Genomic DNA, 17,838 nt, shown 5'->3' with positions numbered 1-17,838 from the left:
ACAAACGGAATCATCAAGTGCTCGGAGGGCGTGCCAGGTGCCGGCGCCGGCGTTGCCAAGCACGCCAACGCCCGCAGACGCGATGCAGCCTGTCAGCCCATCATCGGGACATGCCTTGGATGGCCGGCCACCCGTGCCAACCATGGCTGTACACCTGGATAGCCAGCCAGATCAAAACCACCCTCTTGCGCCACATGGGTATAGGCGTACAGCGCCACATCGGCAATCGAGAAGCGATCCCCTACCAGATAGGGCGTCAGCTGCAGCTGCCGTTCCATGACCTTCAGGGCTTTATAGCCACCCTTGTGCAGTTTCTCGTATTCCTCCAGCCGGTCTTGCGGCATGTTCAGATAAAACTGGATGAACCGCGCCACCGCAATATACGGCTCGTGGCTGTATTGCTCGAAGAACTGCCACTGCAACACCTGGGTACGCAAACGCGGCTCGCTCGGCAGGAACTCGCTGCCATCGGCGAGGAAGTTGAGGATCGCGTTGGACTCCCACAGGCAGGTACCGTCTTCCAGTTCCAGCACCGGGATCTTGCCGTTGGGGTTCTTGGCCAGGAATTCGGCGGTTTGGGTGTCACCCTTGAGAATATCGACATCGATCCATTCATAGGGGATGCCAAGGAGATTGAGCATCAATTTGACCTTGTAGCAGTTGCCCGATCTGTGATCGCCATAAACCTTGTACATGAGCTCCCCTTATGCAGCTTGGCGCGCTCTGACCGAACGCTTGCGCCAACAAAGTGCGGGTAACCACGGGTTGTTTCAAGACGTTGCGCAGAATAAATCCGCCCGTTTGCCTCTGGAAGCCGCCTTTCATCCCCTTGCGCCAAGATAATCGAAAACATTATTTGCTTTATTTGTATACAAAAGCATAATTCGCTTCGTGCGAGTTCCTGACCTATTGGTCAACAAAGCCCGCCAGTACCTCAAAGCGCTGTTGCCCACTCATGTGACCGGCGCTGGAAATAACAATAAAACGATTGAGGAGTACTCGCTGTGGATAGCCGCAAAACCGAAGCCCCAACGCTGGATCTCGCCGCGCCGCAAGGCGGCTGGCTGGAACGCCTGTTCAAACTGCGCTTGCATGGCACCACAGTGAAGACCGAACTGATCGCCGGCCTCACGACGTTCATCACCATGGCCTACATCATCTTCGTCAACCCCAACATCATGGCCGATGCCGGTATCGACCACGGCGCGGCCTTCGTCGCCACGTGCATTGCCGCCGCACTGGGCTGCCTGTTGATGGGCCTGTACGCCAACTGGCCGGTCGGGCTCGCGCCGGGCATGGGCCTGAACGCGTTTTTTACCTACACCGTGGTCGGCACCATGGGCTACAACTGGGAAACCGCGCTTGGTGCTGTGTTTATCTCGGGTGTGCTGTTCATGTTTCTTACCCTGTCGCGCATCCGCGAATGGCTGCTCAACAGTATTCCGGTCAGCCTGCGCCATGCCATGGGCGCCGGTGTGGGCTTGTTCCTCGGGGTGATCGGTCTGAAAACCGCCGGCATCATCGTCGACAGCCCGGCCACGCTGATCAAGCTCGGTTCGCTGCACGAACCCGCGCCGTTGCTGGCGGCGGTGTGTTTCCTGCTGATCGCCATCCTCAGCTATCACCGCGTGTTCGGGGCGATTCTTATCAGCATCATCGCCGTGACGCTGGCCGGCTGGGGCCTGGGCCTGGTGCATTACAACGGCATTCTCTCCACGCCACCGAGCCTGGCGCCGACCTGGATGGCGATGGACGTGATGGGTGTGTTCAATGTGAGCATGATCAGCGTGGTGTTTGCCTTTCTTTTTGTACACATGTTTGATACCGCCGGTACACTGATGGGCGTTGCCCAACGTGCCGGGCTGGTGAATGCAGACGGCAAGATCGACAACCTGTCCCGCGCCTTGAAGGCAGACAGCGCTTCGAGTGTATTCGGCGCCATGGTCGGCGTACCGCCAGTGACGAGCTATGTGGAAAGCGCCGCGGGCGTGGCGGCCGGTGGCCGTACCGGGTTGACCGCCGTCACCGTGGGCGTGCTGTTCGTGGCGGCGATGTTCTTCGCCCCGCTGGCCGGCATGATTCCCGCCTATGCCACCGCCGGCGCATTGATTTACGTGGCAATGCTGATGATGGCGAGCATGGCCCATATCAATTGGGATGAGGCCACCGACAGCATTCCGGCAATCGTTACCGCGATCATGATGCCGTTGACGTTTTCGGTCGCCGACGGGATCGCCCTGGGATTTATCACCTATGTGGCGTTAAAGGCCGGCACCGGCAAGTACCGCGAGATTTCCATCAGCCTGTGGGTGCTGTGCGCGATTTTCATCGCCAAGTTCATCTTCCTGTAGTTCGGGAACGGCTGAATAACCGCCTCACCTTCGGGTGGGGCTTTTGCATGAAGGGAGAAACGTAGATGAACCTGGAAACCTGGCTGCTGTTCAGTGGCGCCGCGCTGGTAGTGATCCTGATTCCCGGCCCGCTGTCTCTGCTGATGATCAGCAACAGCCTTAACTACGGCCTGCGCCGCTCTTACCCGGCGTTTCTCGGCGGGGTGTTTGCGTCGATCTGCCTGCTGAGCGCCTCCGCCCTGGGCCTGGGCGCGCTGTTGCTGGCCTCCGAGCAATTATTCAGCGCCTTGAAGATTGTCGGCGCGCTGTACCTGTTTTACCTCGCCTGGCAGAGCTGGCAGCAGTCACGCCTGCCCGCCCACGGCGCCGACGTTCCGCAGGCGGCACCGGTGCCGCGTTTTCGCGCATTGTTTGGCCGGGCTTTTGTACTGGGCGCCAGCAATCCCAAAGACATCCTGTTCTTCGCCGCGTTTCTGCCGCAGTTTCTCAGCAGCCAGCAACCGTTCCTGCCGCAGCTGCTGATTATGATCGCCACGTGGACAGTGCTCGATCTGCTGTGCAAGTTGGCTTACGGCCTGGGTGCCCATGGCGCTGCGCAGTATTTGCGCAGCGGGTCGGGCCAGAACTGGTTCAACCGCATCAGCGCCGCACTGTTCGGCGGCGCCGGTGCGGTGGCACTCATCAACGCCAGGGGTTCAATCTGACCAAGTAAACGCTTGGCTCGGGCTTGCCGTACCGGGCCATTGGATGCCGGGCATCGTTCGCTCCAAGCGCTTTTCTGAGGCGGCCCGCAGGCGAAAAAAAGCCCGCAGTGTGCGCGGGCGAAACCAACGAAGAGCATTTGGGGGTGTGAAGCGAGGTGACGCTCAGCTACCGCGATAAGTGGAATAGCTGTAAGGCGAAATCAGCAAGGGCACGTGGTAGTGGTCTTGTTCGGCATTGATGCCGAAGCGCAACACCACTACGTCGAGGAACGCGGGTTCGGGCAATTGCACGCCACGGGCGCGGTAGTAATCACCGGCGCTGAATTGCAGCTGGTACACGCCGCTGCGGTATTCATCGCCTTGCAGCAGCGGCGCGTCGCAGCGGCCGTCGCTGTTGGTCAGCACGCTGGCGACCCGCTCAAGCTGCGCGCCTTCGACGCGATACAGCTCAACCTTGATTGCGCTGCCGGGGCAGCCGTGTGCGGCGTCCAAAACATGTGTGGTCAAGCGTCCCATGGCGTCTTCGTGCCTCCCGAAGTCAGTAATAAAGAACCCGCACTCTTTCAGAGCATCGAAAAAGCCGGCGAGGGCTGATTAAGACATTTTTCAAAAAAATTGTACACAATAAATTCAACATAACCTTGACCCCCTGTAGGCGCGAGCTTGCTCGCGAAAAACTTCAACGATAACGCGGATTCTCAGGTAGAAAAGTGGTGCGCTCAGGCTTTTCGCGAACAAGCTCGCTCCTGCAGTGGATTTTTTTGTGTTTAGCTGACCAGTTAGGCAAGTTTCTTGCAGCGACCTTTTGAAGCGATCTGCAGAAAAAAGGCAGAAATGCAGGCTTACAAAGTTCGCGATAAGTTGTATACAATCACTCATCGCTGTGACGCCACTCAGTCTTTCCACTGCCCGGCCGCCACACACACTTGCTACCACGAACAAGAAGGAAGACTGCAGTGAGCGCTGACTACCCACGCGACCTGATCGGTTACGGCAGTAACCCTCCTCACCCCCACTGGCCGGGCAAGGCACGCATTGCGCTGTCGTTCGTACTCAACTACGAAGAAGGCGGCGAGCGGAACGTCTTGCATGGCGACAAGGAATCCGAAGCTTTTCTTTCTGAGATGGTCTCGGCCCAACCGCTGCAAGGCGTGCGCAACATGAGCATGGAGTCGCTGTACGAATACGGCAGCCGTGCCGGGGTGTGGCGCATCCTCAAGTTGTTCAAAGAATTCGATATCCCGCTGACCATCTTCGCCGTGGCCATGGCCGCCCAGCGCCATCCGGATGTGATCCGCGCCATGGTCGACGCCGGCCACGAAATCTGCAGCCACGGCTACCGCTGGATCGACTACCAGTACATGGACGAGGCCCAGGAACGCGAGCATATGCTCGAAGCGATTCGCATCCTTACCGAGCTGACCGGTGAGCGCCCGCTGGGCTGGTACACCGGCCGCACCGGCCCCAACACGCGGCGGCTGGTAATGGAGGAAGGTGGCTTCCTGTACGACTGCGACACCTATGACGACGACCTGCCCTACTGGGAACCCAACACGCCCAACGGCAAGCCGCACCTGGTGATCCCTTACACCCTGGACACCAACGACATGCGCTTCACCCAGGTGCAGGGTTTCAACAAGGGCGACGACTTTTTCGAGTACCTCAAGGACGCCTTTGACGTGCTGTATGCCGAAGGGGCTGAGGCGCCGAAGATGCTTTCCATCGGTCTGCATTGCCGCCTGATCGGCCGTCCGGCGCGCCTGGCTTCGCTGAAGCGTTTTATTGAATACGCCAAAAGCCATGAACAGGTGTGGTTCACCCGCCGCGTCGACATTGCCCGTCACTGGCACGAAACTCACCCCTGCACGGGAGCGGCAAAATGACTGCATTCCAGACCCTCACACCCTCGAGCCTGAGCCGCGATGAATTCGTCGCCGCCTTCGCCGATATCTATGAACACTCGCCGTGGGTGGCCGAAAAGGCCTTCGACCTGGGCCAGGACGCGTCGATCGACCAGATCGAAACCCTGCACCAGCGCATGAGCGATATCCTGTTGAGTGCTGATCATGCAAGCCAACTGGCGCTGATCAATGCTCACCCGGACTTGGCCGGCAAAGCTGCCGTCCAGGGCCAACTGACCCAAGCCAGCACCGATGAGCAAGCTGGCGCGGGGATTCACCAATGCACGGCCGAAGAGTTTTCTCGCTTCACCGAGCTGAACGAGGCCTACAAAGCCAAGTTCAAGTTTCCCTTCATCATGGCGGTAAAAGGCAGCAACCGGCATCAGATCCTGGCAGCGTTCGAAACGCGCATTCACAACTCGGCTGAAGCCGAATTCAACTGCGCGCTGGCCGAGATCAACAAGATCGCGTTGTTCCGCTTACTGACCCTCTAAACGACCATCCCCAGCCACTCTATCCAAGGCAGACAAGAAGAATGAAAGCTTACGCCGTACCTTTCGAAAAGTTCGTCAACCTCGCCGACGCCCGCCTGGGCACCAAGATCATCTCGGTGACCGATGACTGGTTCGCCGACGCCAACCGCCTGTTTCAGCCGACCCCGGCCGTATGGAAGGAGGGCGTTTTCGATGACAACGGCAAGTGGATGGACGGCTGGGAGTCACGCCGCAAGCGCTTCGAAGGCTACGACAGCGCGGTAATCCGCCTCGGCGTGCCGGGCTCGATCAAAGGCGTGGACATCGACACTTCATTCTTCACCGGCAACTACCCGCCGTCCGCATCGCTGGAAGCCTGCTTCCTGGCCACGGGCGAGCCTGACGAAAACACCCAGTGGGTGGAAGTGCTGTCGGCCGTCGAGCTGCAAGGCAACAACCACCACTACCACGAGATCAATAACGCGCAAGCGTTCAGCCACCTGCGGTTCAACATCTACCCGGACGGCGGCGTGGCGCGTCTGCGCGTGTACGGCGTGCCGTTCCGCGACTGGTCGGCGGTGGGCGACAACGAACAGGTCGACCTGGCTGCCGCACTCAATGGCGGCCGGGCCCTGGCCTGCTCCGATGAACACTTCGGGCGCATGAGCAACATTCTCAACCCGGGCCGTGGCATCAACATGGGCGACGGCTGGGAAACCGCACGTCGCCGCACGCCGGGCAATGACTGGGTAATCGTCGCGCTGGGCCACCCTGGCGAGATCGAGAAGATCATCGTCGACACCCTGCACTTCAAGGGCAACTACCCGGACACGTGCTCGATCCAGGGCGCGTTCGTCAAGGGCGGCACCGACAGCCAGATCGAAACCCAGTCGCTGTTCTGGCGTGAACTGCTGCCGGCACAGAAACTGGAAATGCACGCCGAACACACCTTCGCCGAGCAGATCAAGGCGCTGGGGCCGATCACCCACATCCGCCTGAATGTGTTCCCGGACGGTGGTGTGAGTCGCCTGCGGGTACTGGGCAAGGTCGCCAGGTAAACGATGAACCCCTGTGGCGAGGAAGCTTGCTCCCGCTGGTTCGCGTAGCGGACCCAAAAGATGGGACTGCTGCGCAGCCCAGCGCGAGCAAGCTCCCTCGCCACAAAAGCAAACAACACAGCATTCGGATAAGAAGACAGCCATGCGCACACTGATGATCGAACCCCTGACCAAAGAAGCCTTCGCCCCTTTCGGAGACGTTATCGAAACCGATGGCAGCGATCACTTCATGATCAACAACGGGTCGACCATGCGCTTTCACAAACTGGCAACGGTCGAAACCGCGCAGCCGGAAGACCACGCCATCATCAGCATCTTCCGCGCCGACGCGCAGGACATGCCGCTGACCGTATGCATGCTGGAACGACACCCGCTGGGCAGCCAGGCCTTCATACCGCTGCTCGGCAACCCTTTTCTGATCGTGGTCGCGCCACTTGGCGATGCACCTGTATCAGGCTTGGTCCGCGCCTTCGTCACCAACGGCAGGCAGGGCATCAATTACCATCGCGGCGTCTGGCACCACCCGGTGCTGACGATCGAAAAGCGGGATGACTTCCTGGTGGTTGATCGCAGTGGCACAGGCAATAACTGCGATGAGCATTTTTTCAAAGAGGATGAGCGTTTGATCCTCGCCCCCCACCAATAAGAGAAGGCCGGATCACCCGACAACAAGGGTGACAGGCGAGAGGTAAAGACTGTGGAAGCACATCTGTTGGAATGGCTGAACCTGAGCGTGCGCTGGGTTCATATGATCACTGGCGTCGCCTGGATCGGCGCTTCTTTCTACTTTGTCTGGCTGGAAAACAACCTTAACCGCGTCAACCCCAAAAACGGCCTGGCCGGTGACTTATGGGCGATCCACGGTGGCGGCATCTACCACCTGGAAAAATACAAACTGGCCCCGCCGACCATGCCGGACAACCTGCACTGGTTCAAATGGGAAGCCTATTTCACCTGGATGTCGGGCGTCGCGCTGCTGTGCGTGGTGTTCTACTGGAATCCGACCTTGTACCTGCTGGCTCCCGGCAGCAGCCTCAGCGGCACCGAAGGCGTATTGCTGGGCATCGGCTCGCTGTTCGCCGGCTGGTTCATCTACTCCTTCCTCTGCGACTCGGCCCTGGGCAAGCGCCCTGCCCTGCTCGGCTTGATCCTGTTCGTGCTGTTGATTGCGGCGGCTTACGGCTTCAGCAAGGTGTTCAGCGGCCGTGGCGCCTACCTGCATGTGGGTGCGGTGATCGGTACGATCATGGTCGGCAACGTGTTCCGTATCATCATGCCTGCCCAGCGCGCACTGGTGGCGGCCATCGCCGAGAACCGCACGCCGGACCCGGCGCTGCCGGCCAAGGGTTTGCTGCGCTCACGGCACAACAACTACTTCACCCTGCCGGTGCTGTTCATCATGATCAGCAACCACTTCCCGAGCACCTATGGCAGCCAGTACAACTGGTTGATCCTGGCCGGGATCGCCGTGGCGGCGGTGTTGGTACGGCACTACTTCAACACTCGGCATAACAGCCAGAAGTATGCATGGACCTTGCCGGTGGGCGCGCTGGCGATGATCAGCCTGGCGTATGTGACCGGACCCAAACCGGCGCCGGAAGTGGCCAAGGCACCTGCGGCGATCGAGTACCAGCCGTTGCCGGAAACCGCCCTGGGTGGCGGCCGGAAACCGGCTGCGCCTGCCGCGCCCGCGGCCGAACCGGCACCGGCCCAGGCCGGCACCGACTTTGGCCAGGTACACAGCGTGATCGAACAACGCTGCACCGTGTGCCATTCGGCCAAGCCCACCAGCCCGCTGTTCAGCACCGCGCCGGCCGGGGTGATGTTCGACACGCCGGAGCAGATCCAGCAACAGGCGGCGCGCATTCAAGCGCAAGCCGTGGCCAGCCAGATCATGCCCCTGGGCAACATCACCCAGATGACCCAGCAGGAACGGGATTTGATCGGCACCTGGGTCAGCCAGGGGGCGCGCACCCACTGACAGGCTGACGCAGATCCAACTGTGGGAGCGGGCTCCCACAGGGGATTTGCATTGCCATGACGATTGCGCTCCAAACAACACAACAATAAAAAGATCCGAGGTGTTGCATGACCGAGTTAGTCGAACCGCAGATTCCTTCCGCGCCAGCCATGGTGCGGCTGCCCCTCTTGCAATTGATTCTGGTAGGCCTGCAACACGTCTTGCTGATGTACGGCGGCGCTGTCGCCGTGCCCCTGATCATTGGCCAGGCCGCAGGGCTGAGCCGTGAAGAAATCGCCTTCCTGATCAACGCCGACCTCCTGGTCGCCGGCATCGCCACGCTGGTGCAGTCATTCGGCATCGGCCCGGTGGGCATTCGCATGCCGGTGATGATGGGGGCCAGTTTCGCCGCCGTCGGCAGCATGGTCGCCATGGCCGGCATGCCCGGTATCGGCTTGCAAGGGATCTTCGGTGCGACCATCGCCGCCGGGTTCTTCGGCATGCTCATCGCGCCGTTCATGTCCAAGGTCGTACGTTTTTTCCCGCCGCTGGTGACCGGTACCGTGATCACCGCCATCGGCCTTTCGCTGTTTCCAGTGGCCGTGAACTGGGCCGGTGGCGGCAGTACCGCGGCCACGTTCGGCTCGCCGGTGTACCTGGCGGTCGCTGCGCTGGTGCTGGCCACTATCCTGCTGATCAACCGCTTCATGCGCGGCTTCTGGGTGAACATCTCGGTATTGATCGGCATGGCGCTGGGCTACGGCTTGTGCGGCACGCTCGGCATGGTCGACCTCAGCGGCCTGGCCCAGGCGCCCTGGCTGCAAGTGGTGACGCCGCTGCACTTTGGCATGCCCAGGTTCGAGCTCGCGCCGATCCTGTCGATGTGCCTGGTGGTGGTGATCATCTTTGTCGAATCCACCGGCATGTTCCTGGCCCTGGGCAAGATCACCGACCAGGAAGTCACGCCGAAGATGCTGCGGCGCGGCTTGCTGTGTGATGCCGGCGCGTCATTCTTTGCCGGGTTCTTCAATACCTTCACCCACTCCTCGTTCGCGCAGAATATCGGCCTGGTGCAGATGACCGGCGTGCGCTGCCGCTCAGTGACGATGATGGCCGGGGCATTTCTGATTGTACTGAGCCTGTTGCCCAAGGCGGCCTACCTGGTGGCCTCGATTCCACCGGCGGTGCTAGGCGGGGCGGCGATCGCCATGTTCGGCATGGTGGCAGCGACCGGCATCAAGATCCTGCAGGAAGCCGACATCGCCGACCGGCGCAACCAGTTGCTGGTGGCCGTGAGCATCGGCATGGGCCTGATCCCAGTGGTGCGCCCGGAGTTCTTCGCGCAATTGCCATTGTGGATGAGCCCGATAACCCACAGTGGCATCGCCATGGCCACCCTCAGCGCCTTGTCGCTGAACATTCTGTTCAACATCCTGGGAGGCTCCGAACGCCCCGCCGTCGCCCATACGCATTGATTCCTTCGTTGAAACAACAACAAAAATACTGACGAACAGGAAACACGCCCATGCACACCCTTCACCTGGGGCCGGCCACAAGCCGCGCCCCATTCTCGCCCCACGCGCGCCTTTACAGCGCACTTGAGCCACGGCCCGAGAGCCAGTATTCTCCGCGCCCGCTCGAATCGACTCAAAAAAAAACAGCAAATGTAAAAGCTGACTGCAGGGCCAACTTATCCTGGCCACGTGTCTGCGGCCAACGTATACAAAAAACCTCCGGCTCCGACTGCATCAAATGCAGCCGAACGCCTTTTATTGGCTTTTTGAAGACCTTGGCGCAGCTCTTGCTAAAAGCACTAAAGCTGACCAAACAGACGATTTTTGCAGCGAACCAAAAGGCGCCACACCAGAGCGCCTGCGTAGAAGAACAACTCTAAAACTTTGACTCGGGAGCAACCGAATGAAACCTATGTTCAACAGCCTGGCGCTGGCGGGATCCCTGCTGGCGGGTGGCCAAGCAGTCGCGGGCGATTTGCTGCAGTGGCAGAACAACAGCCTGACGTATCTGTGGGGCAAAAGCTTTACCGTTAACCCGCAGATCCAACAAACCGTCACGTTCGAACATGCCGACGCGTGGAAGTACGGCGACAACTTCTTCTTCCTCGACCGTATCTTTTACAACGGCAAGGAAGATGGCAACGTCGGTCGGAATACTTACTACGGTGAGTTCAGCCCACGTTTGTCGTTCGGCAAGATTCTGGACAAAGACTTATCATTCGGCCCGATCAAAGATGTATTGCTGGCCTTCACTTACGAGTTCGGCGAAGGCGATAACGAGTCGTACCTGCTGGGCCCGGCGTTTGACTTGAATATTCCGGGTTTCGATTACTTCCAGTTGAATTTCTACCAGCGCCAGACCGAAGGCAACCGCCCGGGTGACGGCGTGTGGCAGATCACGCCGGTATGGTCGTACACCCTCCCCGTGGGCAACTCCGACGTGTTGATCGACGGCTTCATGGACTGGGTGGTCGATAACGACAAGAACGCCCGCGGCACCTATCACGCCAACCTGCACTTCAACCCGCAGGTCAAATATGACCTGGGCAAGGCGCTGCATTGGGGCGACAAACAGTTGTATGTGGGTTTTGAATACGACTACTGGAAGAACAAGTACGGCATTGAAGACTCGGGGGCGTTCAAGACCACTCAGGACACCGCGAGCTTTTTGGTCAAGTACCACTTCTGATAAACACTGCAATCGCCCTGTGGGAGCGGGCTTGCTCGCTCCCACATCAGCTCAGCGTCAACCCAAGAAACCTGGACAATTCCTCACGCTTGGCCAACGCATCCTTGCGGCCCAACTCGATCAGCTCGCTGCAATAGCCCGCCTCGAACAGCAAGTAACTCAACACCCCTGCCCCGCTGGTCTTGGTCGCCCCGGGCCCACGCAAAAACAAGCGCAACGCCGCTGGCAATTCCTGCCGATGCCGTGCCGCGATTTCGTCGATCGGCTGGCTGGGCGCGATCACCAGTACATCCACTGCCGCCACGCCGGGCGAGACATGGCTGAATTGGTTCAAGCGTTCCAGCAATTCGATGTCGCTTTCCAGGCTGTCAATGAACGTGCTGTTGAGCATGTGCCCGCCGATCTGCGCCAGCGTCGGTTCCTGGCCGGTATAGGTGCGCGGCATCGAGGGTTCGTTGCCTCGCGGGTTACCGCTGACGCCCACCACCAGCACGCGACTCGCGCCCAAGTGCAGGGCCGGGCTGATCGGGGCCGATTGGCGAACGGCGCCGTCGCCGAAATATTCCTGGTCAAGTTTCACCGGGGCGAACAGCAAGGGAATCGCCGAACTGGCGAGCAGGTGGTCGACCGTGAGTTGAGTCGGCACGCCAATCCGCCGATGGCGCAGCCAGGGGTCGATGGTCGCGCCGCTTTGATAAAAGGTCACCGCCTGCCCGGACTCGTAGCCGAAAGCGGTGACCGCCACGGCGTGCAGATGCTTGTGCCGGATGGCTTCGTCGATGCCTGCCAGATGCAGTTTGTCCTGCAGCAAATCGCGCAGCGGTGAGCTGTCGAGCAACGCCACCGGAAACTGCCTGCCAAGGCCCAACAGGCTGTGAATGAGGAAGCGACTCGCCTGGCGGATCACACCGGGCCAGTCGCTGCGCAGCACCAGATGGCTGCGAAAGCCTTGCCAGAAGGCGGTGAGCCGCTGGATGGCGGCGGTAAAGTCCGTCGCGCCACTGGCCAGGGTCACCGCATTGATCGCCCCGGCCGATGTGCCGACGATCACCGGAAAGGGATTGGGCGCCCCCGGCGGCAGCAACTCGGCAATCGCCGCCAACACCCCCACCTGATACGCCGCTCGCGCCCCGCCGCCGGAAAGAATCAAGCCTGTGACCGGTTCAGCTGGGCGCATTGCGTCACTCCATGTGGGAAAGGTGAGTCTTATCGACGGCGTTTTTCGTACAGCTTGGGTTCGCCCGGTGGCCGGCTCTTGAAGCGGCGATGGGTCCACAGGTATTGCTCGGGGCAGGCGCGAACCGAGGCTTCGACCCATTGGTTGATGCGCAGGCAGTCGGCTTCGTCAGTCTCACCGGGGAAATCAGTCAACGGCGCGTGAATCACCAGACGGTAGCCGCTGCCATCGGCCAGGCGCTCCTGGGTGAACGGCACCACCAAGGCTTTGCCCAGGCGCGCGAACTTGCTGGTGGCCGTGACGGTCGCGGCCTGGATGCCGAACAGCGGCACGAAAATACTCTGCTTGGCGCCGTAGTCCTGGTCCGGTGCGTACCAGATCGCACGGCCGGCGCGCAGCAGCTTGAGCATGCCGCGCACGTCGTCGCGCTCCACCGCCAGGGAATCGAGGTTGTGGCGCTCGCGACCACGGCGCTGGATAAAGTCGAACAGTGGGTTGCCGTGCTCGCGGTACATGCCATCGATGGTGTGCTTTTGCCCGAGCAGGGCGGCGCCGATTTCAAGCGTGGTGAAATGCAGCGCCATCAGAATGACGCCCTTGCCTTCCAGATGCGCCTGCCTGAGATGCTCCAGGCCCTCGACATGGGCCAGGCGTGCCAGACGCGGCTTGGGCCACCACCAGCTCATGGCCATCTCGAAGAAGGCGATACCGGTGGAGGCGAAATTTTCCTTGAGCAGGCGTTTGCGCGCTTCGGCGGACTTTTCCGCAAAGCACAGTTCAAGGTTGCGTGCCGCAATACGGCGACGCTCACCGGCCACGCGGTACATGCCCGCGCCCAGCAGGCGACCAATGGTCAGCAGCACGCGGTACGGCAGTTGGGTGACCAGCCACAGCAGGCCCAGCCCCAGCCATAACGGCCAAAAACGCGGGTGAAGAAATACAGCTCGAAAACGCGGGCGATCCATTACAGATTCCGGTAAAGACAAGGGCCGCGCATTCTACAACGGTTCGACTCGGCTTGCGGCGGGTGAGTGTTCTCGCTATAAGTCTCGACACTTTTCGTGACAAGCCGTTTTTGCCGACCATGAGCCAAACCGAACCGCTAGACCAAGATCCCGTGTTCCAGCTGAAAGGCAGCATGCTCGCCATTACCGTGCTGGAATTGGCCCGCAATGACCTCGACGCCCTCGACCGCCAACTGGCCGCCAAGGTCGCCCTGGCGCCGAATTTCTTCAACAATGCGCCGCTGGTGCTGGCCCTGGACAAACTGCCGGCCGGCCAGGGCGCCGTCGACCTGCCCGGGCTGATGCGCGTATGCCGCTCCCATGGCCTGCGTACCCTGGCGATTCGCGCCAGCCGTATCGAAGACATCGCCGCGGCCATCGCCATTGAACTGCCAGTATTGCCGCCGTCCGGTGCCCGCGAGCGTCCGCTCGAACCATTGGTCGGTGAAGAGAAGAAAAAACCGGAAAAACCACCTGAACCGACGATCAGGCCTACCCGGATCATCACCTCGCCCGTACGCGGCGGGCAGCAGATTTACGCCCAGGGCGGCGACCTTGTGGTGGTCTCCTCGGTCAGCCCCGGCGCGGAACTTCTCGCCGACGGTAATATCCATGTATACGGCCCGATGCGCGGTCGTGCCCTGGCCGGCATCAAGGGTGATACCAAGGCACGTATTTTCTGCCAGCAGTTGACCGCCGAGCTGGTTTCCATCGCGGGTCAGTACAAGGTTTCCGAAGATTTGCGCCGTGATCCGCTGTGGGGGGCTTCGGTACAGGTCAACCTGTCGGGCGACGTGTTGAACATCATTCGTCTTTAACGGATACTGCCGCATTTTCCAAGCATCTCTAGACTCTGATAGCAAAGCGAAACCGGCAATACTTGCGTAGGACTATTTGAAAGCGTGGTGTTTCCCCTGGGGGAACCCTGGCTTTCCCCTACACAGGCTGTCCGCCTGCAGCGAGTTTCAAGAGATGTTTTTCAGGGACCGAAAGTCCTTTTTCCTTAGGGGTGAAACACCTTGGCCAAGATTCTCGTGGTTACATCCGGCAAGGGTGGTGTGGGTAAGACCACCACCAGCGCCGCTATCGGTACCGGCCTCGCTCTGCGCGGCCACAAGACAGTCATCGTCGACTTCGACGTCGGTTTGCGTAACCTCGACCTGATCATGGGCTGCGAGCGCCGCGTGGTATATGACTTCGTCAACGTGGTGAACGGCGAAGCCAACCTGCAACAGGCCCTGATCAAGGACAAGCGCCTTGAGAACCTGTATGTGCTGGCCGCCAGCCAGACCCGTGACAAAGACGCGCTGACCAAAGAAGGCGTAGGCAAAGTCCTCGCCGAACTGAAAGAAACCTTCGAATACGTGGTGTGCGATTCCCCGGCCGGTATCGAAACCGGTGCTCACCTGGCGATGTACTTTGCCGATGAAGCCATCGTGGTGACCAACCCGGAAGTATCCTCGGTACGTGACTCCGACCGTATGCTCGGCCTGCTGGCCAGCAAGTCCAAGCGCGCCGAAGAAGGCCAGGACCCGATCAAGGAACACCTGCTGCTGACCCGCTACAACCCTGAGCGCGTCAACAACGGCGAAATGCTCGGCGTTGAAGACGTCAAGGATATCCTCGCGGTAACCCTGCTGGGTGTGATCCCGGAATCCCAGGCCGTCCTGAAAGCGTCCAACCAGGGCGTGCCAGTGATTCTCGACGACCAGAGCGACGCCGGCCAGGCGTACAGCGATGCAGTCGATCGCTTGCTGGGCAAGACCGTGGAACACCGCTTCCTCGATGTCAAGAAGAAGGGATTCTTCGAGCGTATCTTTGGAGGCAACTAAACAATGAAATTTCTCGACTTCTTTCGCGCCAACAAAAAGCCAAGCACCGCGTCGGTCGCGAAAGAGCGTCTACAGATCATCGTGGCGCACGAACGCGGCCAACGCAGCACACCGGACTACCTGCCAGCCTTGCAGAAGGAACTGGTCGAGGTGATCCGCAAGTACGTCAATATCGGCAACGATGATGTGCATGTCGCCCTGGAAAATGACGGCAGCTGCTCGATTCTGGAACTCAATATCACCCTGCCTGATCGTTGATCGAACAGGCGGCCGCCACGGCGGCTCCGTTACCCGGCTCACTGCACCTGCAGGAGCGAGCTTGCTCGCGAAGAACCCAAGAACACCGCGTTCATTCAGACTGAACGCGGCGCCTTCAGGTTGTTCGCGAGCAAGCTCGCTCCTACAGGAGGCGGGGGATCGTAGCGGAGCCGCCGTTGGCGTTTGTTACGAGGCTGTTTAATGCCGTTGTCCACTATCCATATCCTGCATCAGGACGACGCCGTCCTGGTGGTGAACAAGCCGACCCTGCTGCTCTCGGTGCCCGGCCGCGCCGATGACAACAAGGATTGCCTGATCACCCGACTGCAGGAAAACGGCTACCCCGAAGCCCGCATCGTCCATCGACTGGACTGGGAGACCTCAGGGATCATCCTGCTGGCACGGGACGCCGATACCCACCGCGAACTGTCCCGTCAGTTTCACGACCGCGAAACAGAAAAGGCCTACACCGCATTGGCTTGGGGCCAGCCGGAACTGGACAGCGGCAGCATCGACCTGCCCTTGCGCTATGACCCGCCGACCAAGCCACGCCATGTGGTGGATCACGAGTTCGGCAAGCACGCGCTGACGTTCTGGAAAGTACTGGAGCGTTGCGGCGACTGGTGCCGCGTCGAACTGACGCCCATCACCGGGCGCTCGCACCAGTTGCGCGTGCACATGCTCTCCATCGGCCACCCGCTGTTGGGTGACGGCCTGTATGCCCACGAACAAGCCCTCGCCGCCTGGCCACGGTTATGCCTGCATGCAAGCATGTTGAGCTTCACCCATCCGCAAAGCGGCGAGCGGCTACGCTTCGAGTGCCCCGCGCCGTTCTGAAGCCGGCAATGGGGTCAACATGTGGGAGCGGGCTTGCTCGCGAATACGTTGGATCAGTTAACACATTCAGTGACTGACACACCGCATTCGCGAGCAAGCCCGCGCCCACATTTGTTCTGTGCACGCCACGCCATCGAACGGTAAACTCCACACACTGCTGTCTGGAGCTATTTATGCGCGAAGCGTTGAATCAAGGCCTGATCGACTTCCTCAAGGCCTCCCCTACTCCTTTCCATGCCACTGCCGCCCTGGCCCAGCGCCTGGAAGCGGCCGGTTACCAGCGTCTCGACGAGCGTGACACCTGGACCACCGAAGCCAACGGTCGCTATTACGTGACCCGTAACGACTCCTCGATCATCGCCTTCAAACTGGGCCGTCACTCGCCGCTGCAGGACGGCATCCGTATGGTCGGCGCCCACACCGACAGCCCGTGTCTGCGGGTCAAGCCGCAGCCCGAGCTGCAACGTCAGGGTTTCTGGCAGTTGGGCGTGGAAGTCTACGGCGGCGCATTGCTGGCCCCGTGGTTCGACCGCGACTTGTCCCTGGCCGGCCGCGTCACGTTCCGTCGCGATGGCAAGGTCGAAAGCCAGTTGATCGACTTCAAGCTGCCGATCGCCATTATTCCCAACCTGGCCATTCACCTGAACCGTGAAGCCAACCAGGGCTGGGCGATCAACGCCCAGACTGAACTGCCGCCGATCCTCGCGCAGTTTGCCGGCGACGAGCGCGTGGACTTTCGCGCCGTGCTCACCGAACAATTGGCTCGCGAGCATGGGCTCAATGCCGACGTGGTGCTTGACTACGAGCTGAGCTTCTACGATACCCAAAACGCTGCGGTGATTGGCCTTAATGGCGACTTCATCGCCGGTGCGCGGCTGGACAACCTGCTGTCGTGCTACGCCGGGTTGCAGGCTCTGCTCACCAGCGACACCGACGAAACCTGCGTGCTGGTGTGCAACGACCACGAAGAAGTCGGCTCCTGCTCGGCCTGCGGCGCCGATGGCCCGATGCTGGAGCAGACCCTGCGCCGTCTGCTGCCGGAAGGCGAAGAATTCGTACGCACCATTCAGAAATCCCTGCTGGTGTCTGCCGACAACGCCCATGGCGTGCACCCCAACTACGCCGAGAAACACGACGCCAATCACGGTCCCAAGCTCAATGCCGGCCCGGTGATCAAGGTCAACAGCAACCAGCGCTACGCCACCAACAGCGAAACCGCCGGGTTCTTCCGCCACCTGTGCATGGCCCAGGAAGTGCCGGTGCAGAGCTTCGTGGTGCGCAGTGACATGGGCTGTGGCTCGACGATTGGGCCGATCACCGCCAGCCACTTGGGTGTACGCACTGTGGATATCGGCCTGCCGACGTTTGCCATGCATTCGATTCGTGAACTGTGTGGCAGCCATGACCTGGCGCATCTGGTGAAGGTGTTGGGTGCGTTCTATGCGAGTCGCGACCTGCCCTGATGCCAGTCAGTCAAGAAGCAACGCTTTACCGTGGCGAGGGAGCTTGCGCCCGCTGGACTGCGTAGCTGTCCCATTTTCTGGGGCCGCTTCGCAGCCCGGCGCGAGCAAGCTCCCTCG

General features: G+C 60.5%; 19 protein-coding genes. 15 read left to right on the top strand and 4 right to left on the bottom strand.

Annotated features, from left to right (window positions below):
- Positions 1–92: 92 nt before the first annotated feature.
- Complete coding sequence (locus Q1V60_RS06725) at positions 93–695, bottom strand: glutathione S-transferase family protein (protein ID WP_300628604.1); 603 nt, start codon at positions 693–695, stop codon at positions 93–95.
- Between the two features lie 309 nt (positions 696–1,004).
- Here Q1V60_RS06725 and Q1V60_RS06720 point away from each other — a divergent pair, with 309 nt between their 5' ends.
- Positions 1,005–2,351 (top strand): NCS2 family permease, encoded by a 1,347-nt coding sequence (locus Q1V60_RS06720; RefSeq protein ID WP_300628602.1) that lies wholly within the window; start codon positions 1,005–1,007, stop codon positions 2,349–2,351.
- Between the two features lie 65 nt (positions 2,352–2,416).
- Positions 2,417–3,055 (top strand): LysE family translocator, encoded by a 639-nt coding sequence (locus Q1V60_RS06715; protein WP_300628601.1) that lies wholly within the window; start codon positions 2,417–2,419, stop codon positions 3,053–3,055.
- 162 nt (positions 3,056–3,217) lie between these two features.
- On the opposite strand, the gene uraH is transcribed toward Q1V60_RS06715, so the two are convergent.
- Positions 3,218–3,601: a hydroxyisourate hydrolase gene (gene uraH / locus Q1V60_RS06710; RefSeq protein ID WP_300628643.1), complete on the bottom strand. Its 384-nt coding sequence runs from the start codon at positions 3,599–3,601 to the stop codon at positions 3,218–3,220.
- Positions 3,602–4,011: 410 nt separating this feature from the next.
- Here uraH and puuE point away from each other — a divergent pair, with 410 nt between their 5' ends.
- The 8 genes from puuE to Q1V60_RS06670 all read left to right on the top strand — a co-directional run bounded on the left by puuE (position 4,012) and on the right by Q1V60_RS06670 (position 11,150).
- Entirely contained in the window at positions 4,012–4,938 is a 927-nt protein-coding gene (gene puuE, locus Q1V60_RS06705; RefSeq protein WP_300628599.1) for an allantoinase PuuE, read from the top strand.
- Positions 4,935–5,450: a 2-oxo-4-hydroxy-4-carboxy-5-ureidoimidazoline decarboxylase gene (uraD, locus tag Q1V60_RS06700; protein WP_300628597.1), complete on the top strand. Its 516-nt coding sequence runs from the start codon at positions 4,935–4,937 to the stop codon at positions 5,448–5,450. Before puuE ends, uraD begins: the two co-directional genes overlap by 4 nt.
- Before the next feature lie 41 nt (positions 5,451–5,491).
- Positions 5,492–6,487, top strand: a complete 996-nt coding sequence (gene alc / locus Q1V60_RS06695; RefSeq protein ID WP_300628595.1) for an allantoicase — start codon at positions 5,492–5,494, stop codon at positions 6,485–6,487.
- Between the two features lie 142 nt (positions 6,488–6,629).
- Positions 6,630–7,133, top strand: a complete 504-nt coding sequence (locus Q1V60_RS06690) for an ureidoglycolate lyase (protein ID WP_005789953.1) — start codon at positions 6,630–6,632, stop codon at positions 7,131–7,133.
- Between the two features lie 51 nt (positions 7,134–7,184).
- The gene (locus tag Q1V60_RS06685; RefSeq protein ID WP_300628589.1) at positions 7,185–8,468 is read left to right on the top strand and encodes a urate hydroxylase PuuD; all 1,284 of its coding nucleotides are present in this window, start codon (positions 7,185–7,187) and stop codon (positions 8,466–8,468) included.
- Positions 8,469–8,575: 107 nt separating this feature from the next.
- Positions 8,576–9,922 (top strand): nucleobase:cation symporter-2 family protein, encoded by a 1,347-nt coding sequence (locus Q1V60_RS06680; RefSeq protein WP_300628586.1) that lies wholly within the window; start codon positions 8,576–8,578, stop codon positions 9,920–9,922.
- Between the two features lie 50 nt (positions 9,923–9,972).
- Complete coding sequence (locus Q1V60_RS06675; RefSeq protein ID WP_300628584.1) at positions 9,973–10,341, top strand: hypothetical protein; 369 nt, start codon at positions 9,973–9,975, stop codon at positions 10,339–10,341.
- A 23-nt stretch (positions 10,342–10,364) separates the two neighbouring features.
- Entirely contained in the window at positions 10,365–11,150 is a 786-nt protein-coding gene (locus Q1V60_RS06670) for an outer membrane protein OmpK (protein ID WP_300628581.1), read from the top strand.
- Between the two features lie 46 nt (positions 11,151–11,196).
- On the opposite strand, the gene Q1V60_RS06665 is transcribed toward Q1V60_RS06670, so the two are convergent.
- Both Q1V60_RS06665 and Q1V60_RS06660 read right to left on the bottom strand, forming a co-directional pair.
- A complete protein-coding gene (locus Q1V60_RS06665; RefSeq protein WP_300628579.1) occupies positions 11,197–12,327 on the bottom strand; it encodes a patatin-like phospholipase family protein in 1,131 nt (376 codons plus the stop codon).
- 29 nt (positions 12,328–12,356) lie between these two features.
- Positions 12,357–13,292, bottom strand: coding sequence for a lipid A biosynthesis lauroyl acyltransferase (locus Q1V60_RS06660; protein ID WP_300628577.1), 936 nt, complete (start codon positions 13,290–13,292; stop codon positions 12,357–12,359).
- Between the two features lie 119 nt (positions 13,293–13,411).
- On the opposite strand from Q1V60_RS06660, the gene minC reads away from it, so the two are divergent.
- From minC to Q1V60_RS06635, 5 genes are all read left to right on the top strand, one after another.
- The gene (gene minC / locus Q1V60_RS06655) at positions 13,412–14,149 is read left to right on the top strand and encodes a septum site-determining protein MinC (RefSeq protein WP_300628575.1); all 738 of its coding nucleotides are present in this window, start codon (positions 13,412–13,414) and stop codon (positions 14,147–14,149) included.
- 201 nt (positions 14,150–14,350) lie between these two features.
- Positions 14,351–15,163, top strand: a complete 813-nt coding sequence (gene minD, locus Q1V60_RS06650; RefSeq protein ID WP_300628574.1) for a septum site-determining protein MinD — start codon at positions 14,351–14,353, stop codon at positions 15,161–15,163.
- A gap of 3 nt (positions 15,164–15,166) precedes the next feature.
- Complete coding sequence (gene minE, locus Q1V60_RS06645) at positions 15,167–15,421, top strand: cell division topological specificity factor MinE (RefSeq protein WP_003175252.1); 255 nt, start codon at positions 15,167–15,169, stop codon at positions 15,419–15,421.
- A gap of 201 nt (positions 15,422–15,622) precedes the next feature.
- Positions 15,623–16,258 carry an RluA family pseudouridine synthase gene (locus tag Q1V60_RS06640; protein ID WP_027603908.1) on the top strand — a complete coding sequence of 212 codons (636 nt, stop codon included), beginning with the start codon at positions 15,623–15,625 and terminating at the stop codon, positions 16,256–16,258.
- 173 nt (positions 16,259–16,431) lie between these two features.
- Positions 16,432–17,721, top strand: coding sequence for a M18 family aminopeptidase (locus Q1V60_RS06635; RefSeq protein ID WP_300628564.1), 1,290 nt, complete (start codon positions 16,432–16,434; stop codon positions 17,719–17,721).
- Positions 17,722–17,838: the final 117 nt, after the last annotated feature.

Source organism: Pseudomonas sp., from assembly GCF_030147005.1.
Taxonomy (GTDB): domain Bacteria; phylum Pseudomonadota; class Gammaproteobacteria; order Pseudomonadales; family Pseudomonadaceae; genus Aquipseudomonas.
Note: the sequence above shows the minus strand (reverse complement) of the source record. Positions and strands in the feature narration are given on the sequence as shown.

Excerpts from the sequence above, each read along its gene's own strand:
- Q1V60_RS06715 (WP_300628601.1), top strand. The coding sequence starts at position 2,417 with ATGAACCTGGAAACCTGGCTGCTGTTCAGTGGCGCCGCGCTGGTAGTG.
- Q1V60_RS06665 (WP_300628579.1), bottom strand. The coding sequence starts at position 12,327 with ATGCGCCCAGCTGAACCGGTCACAGGCTTGATTCTTTCCGGCGGCGGG.
- Q1V60_RS06675 (WP_300628584.1), top strand. The coding sequence starts at position 9,973 with ATGCACACCCTTCACCTGGGGCCGGCCACAAGCCGCGCCCCATTCTCG.
- Q1V60_RS06680 (WP_300628586.1), top strand. The coding sequence starts at position 8,576 with ATGACCGAGTTAGTCGAACCGCAGATTCCTTCCGCGCCAGCCATGGTG.
- Q1V60_RS06660 (WP_300628577.1), bottom strand. The coding sequence starts at position 13,292 with ATGGATCGCCCGCGTTTTCGAGCTGTATTTCTTCACCCGCGTTTTTGG.
- uraD (WP_300628597.1), top strand. The coding sequence starts at position 4,935 with ATGACTGCATTCCAGACCCTCACACCCTCGAGCCTGAGCCGCGATGAA.
- Q1V60_RS06670 (WP_300628581.1), top strand. The coding sequence starts at position 10,365 with ATGAAACCTATGTTCAACAGCCTGGCGCTGGCGGGATCCCTGCTGGCG.
- minE (WP_003175252.1), top strand. The coding sequence starts at position 15,167 with ATGAAATTTCTCGACTTCTTTCGCGCCAACAAAAAGCCAAGCACCGCG.
- alc (WP_300628595.1), top strand. The coding sequence starts at position 5,492 with ATGAAAGCTTACGCCGTACCTTTCGAAAAGTTCGTCAACCTCGCCGAC.
- Q1V60_RS06640 (WP_027603908.1), top strand. The coding sequence starts at position 15,623 with ATGCCGTTGTCCACTATCCATATCCTGCATCAGGACGACGCCGTCCTG.
- Q1V60_RS06690 (WP_005789953.1), top strand. The coding sequence starts at position 6,630 with ATGCGCACACTGATGATCGAACCCCTGACCAAAGAAGCCTTCGCCCCT.
- Q1V60_RS06725 (WP_300628604.1), bottom strand. The coding sequence starts at position 695 with ATGTACAAGGTTTATGGCGATCACAGATCGGGCAACTGCTACAAGGTC.
- Q1V60_RS06635 (WP_300628564.1), top strand. The coding sequence starts at position 16,432 with ATGCGCGAAGCGTTGAATCAAGGCCTGATCGACTTCCTCAAGGCCTCC.
- minC (WP_300628575.1), top strand. The coding sequence starts at position 13,412 with ATGAGCCAAACCGAACCGCTAGACCAAGATCCCGTGTTCCAGCTGAAA.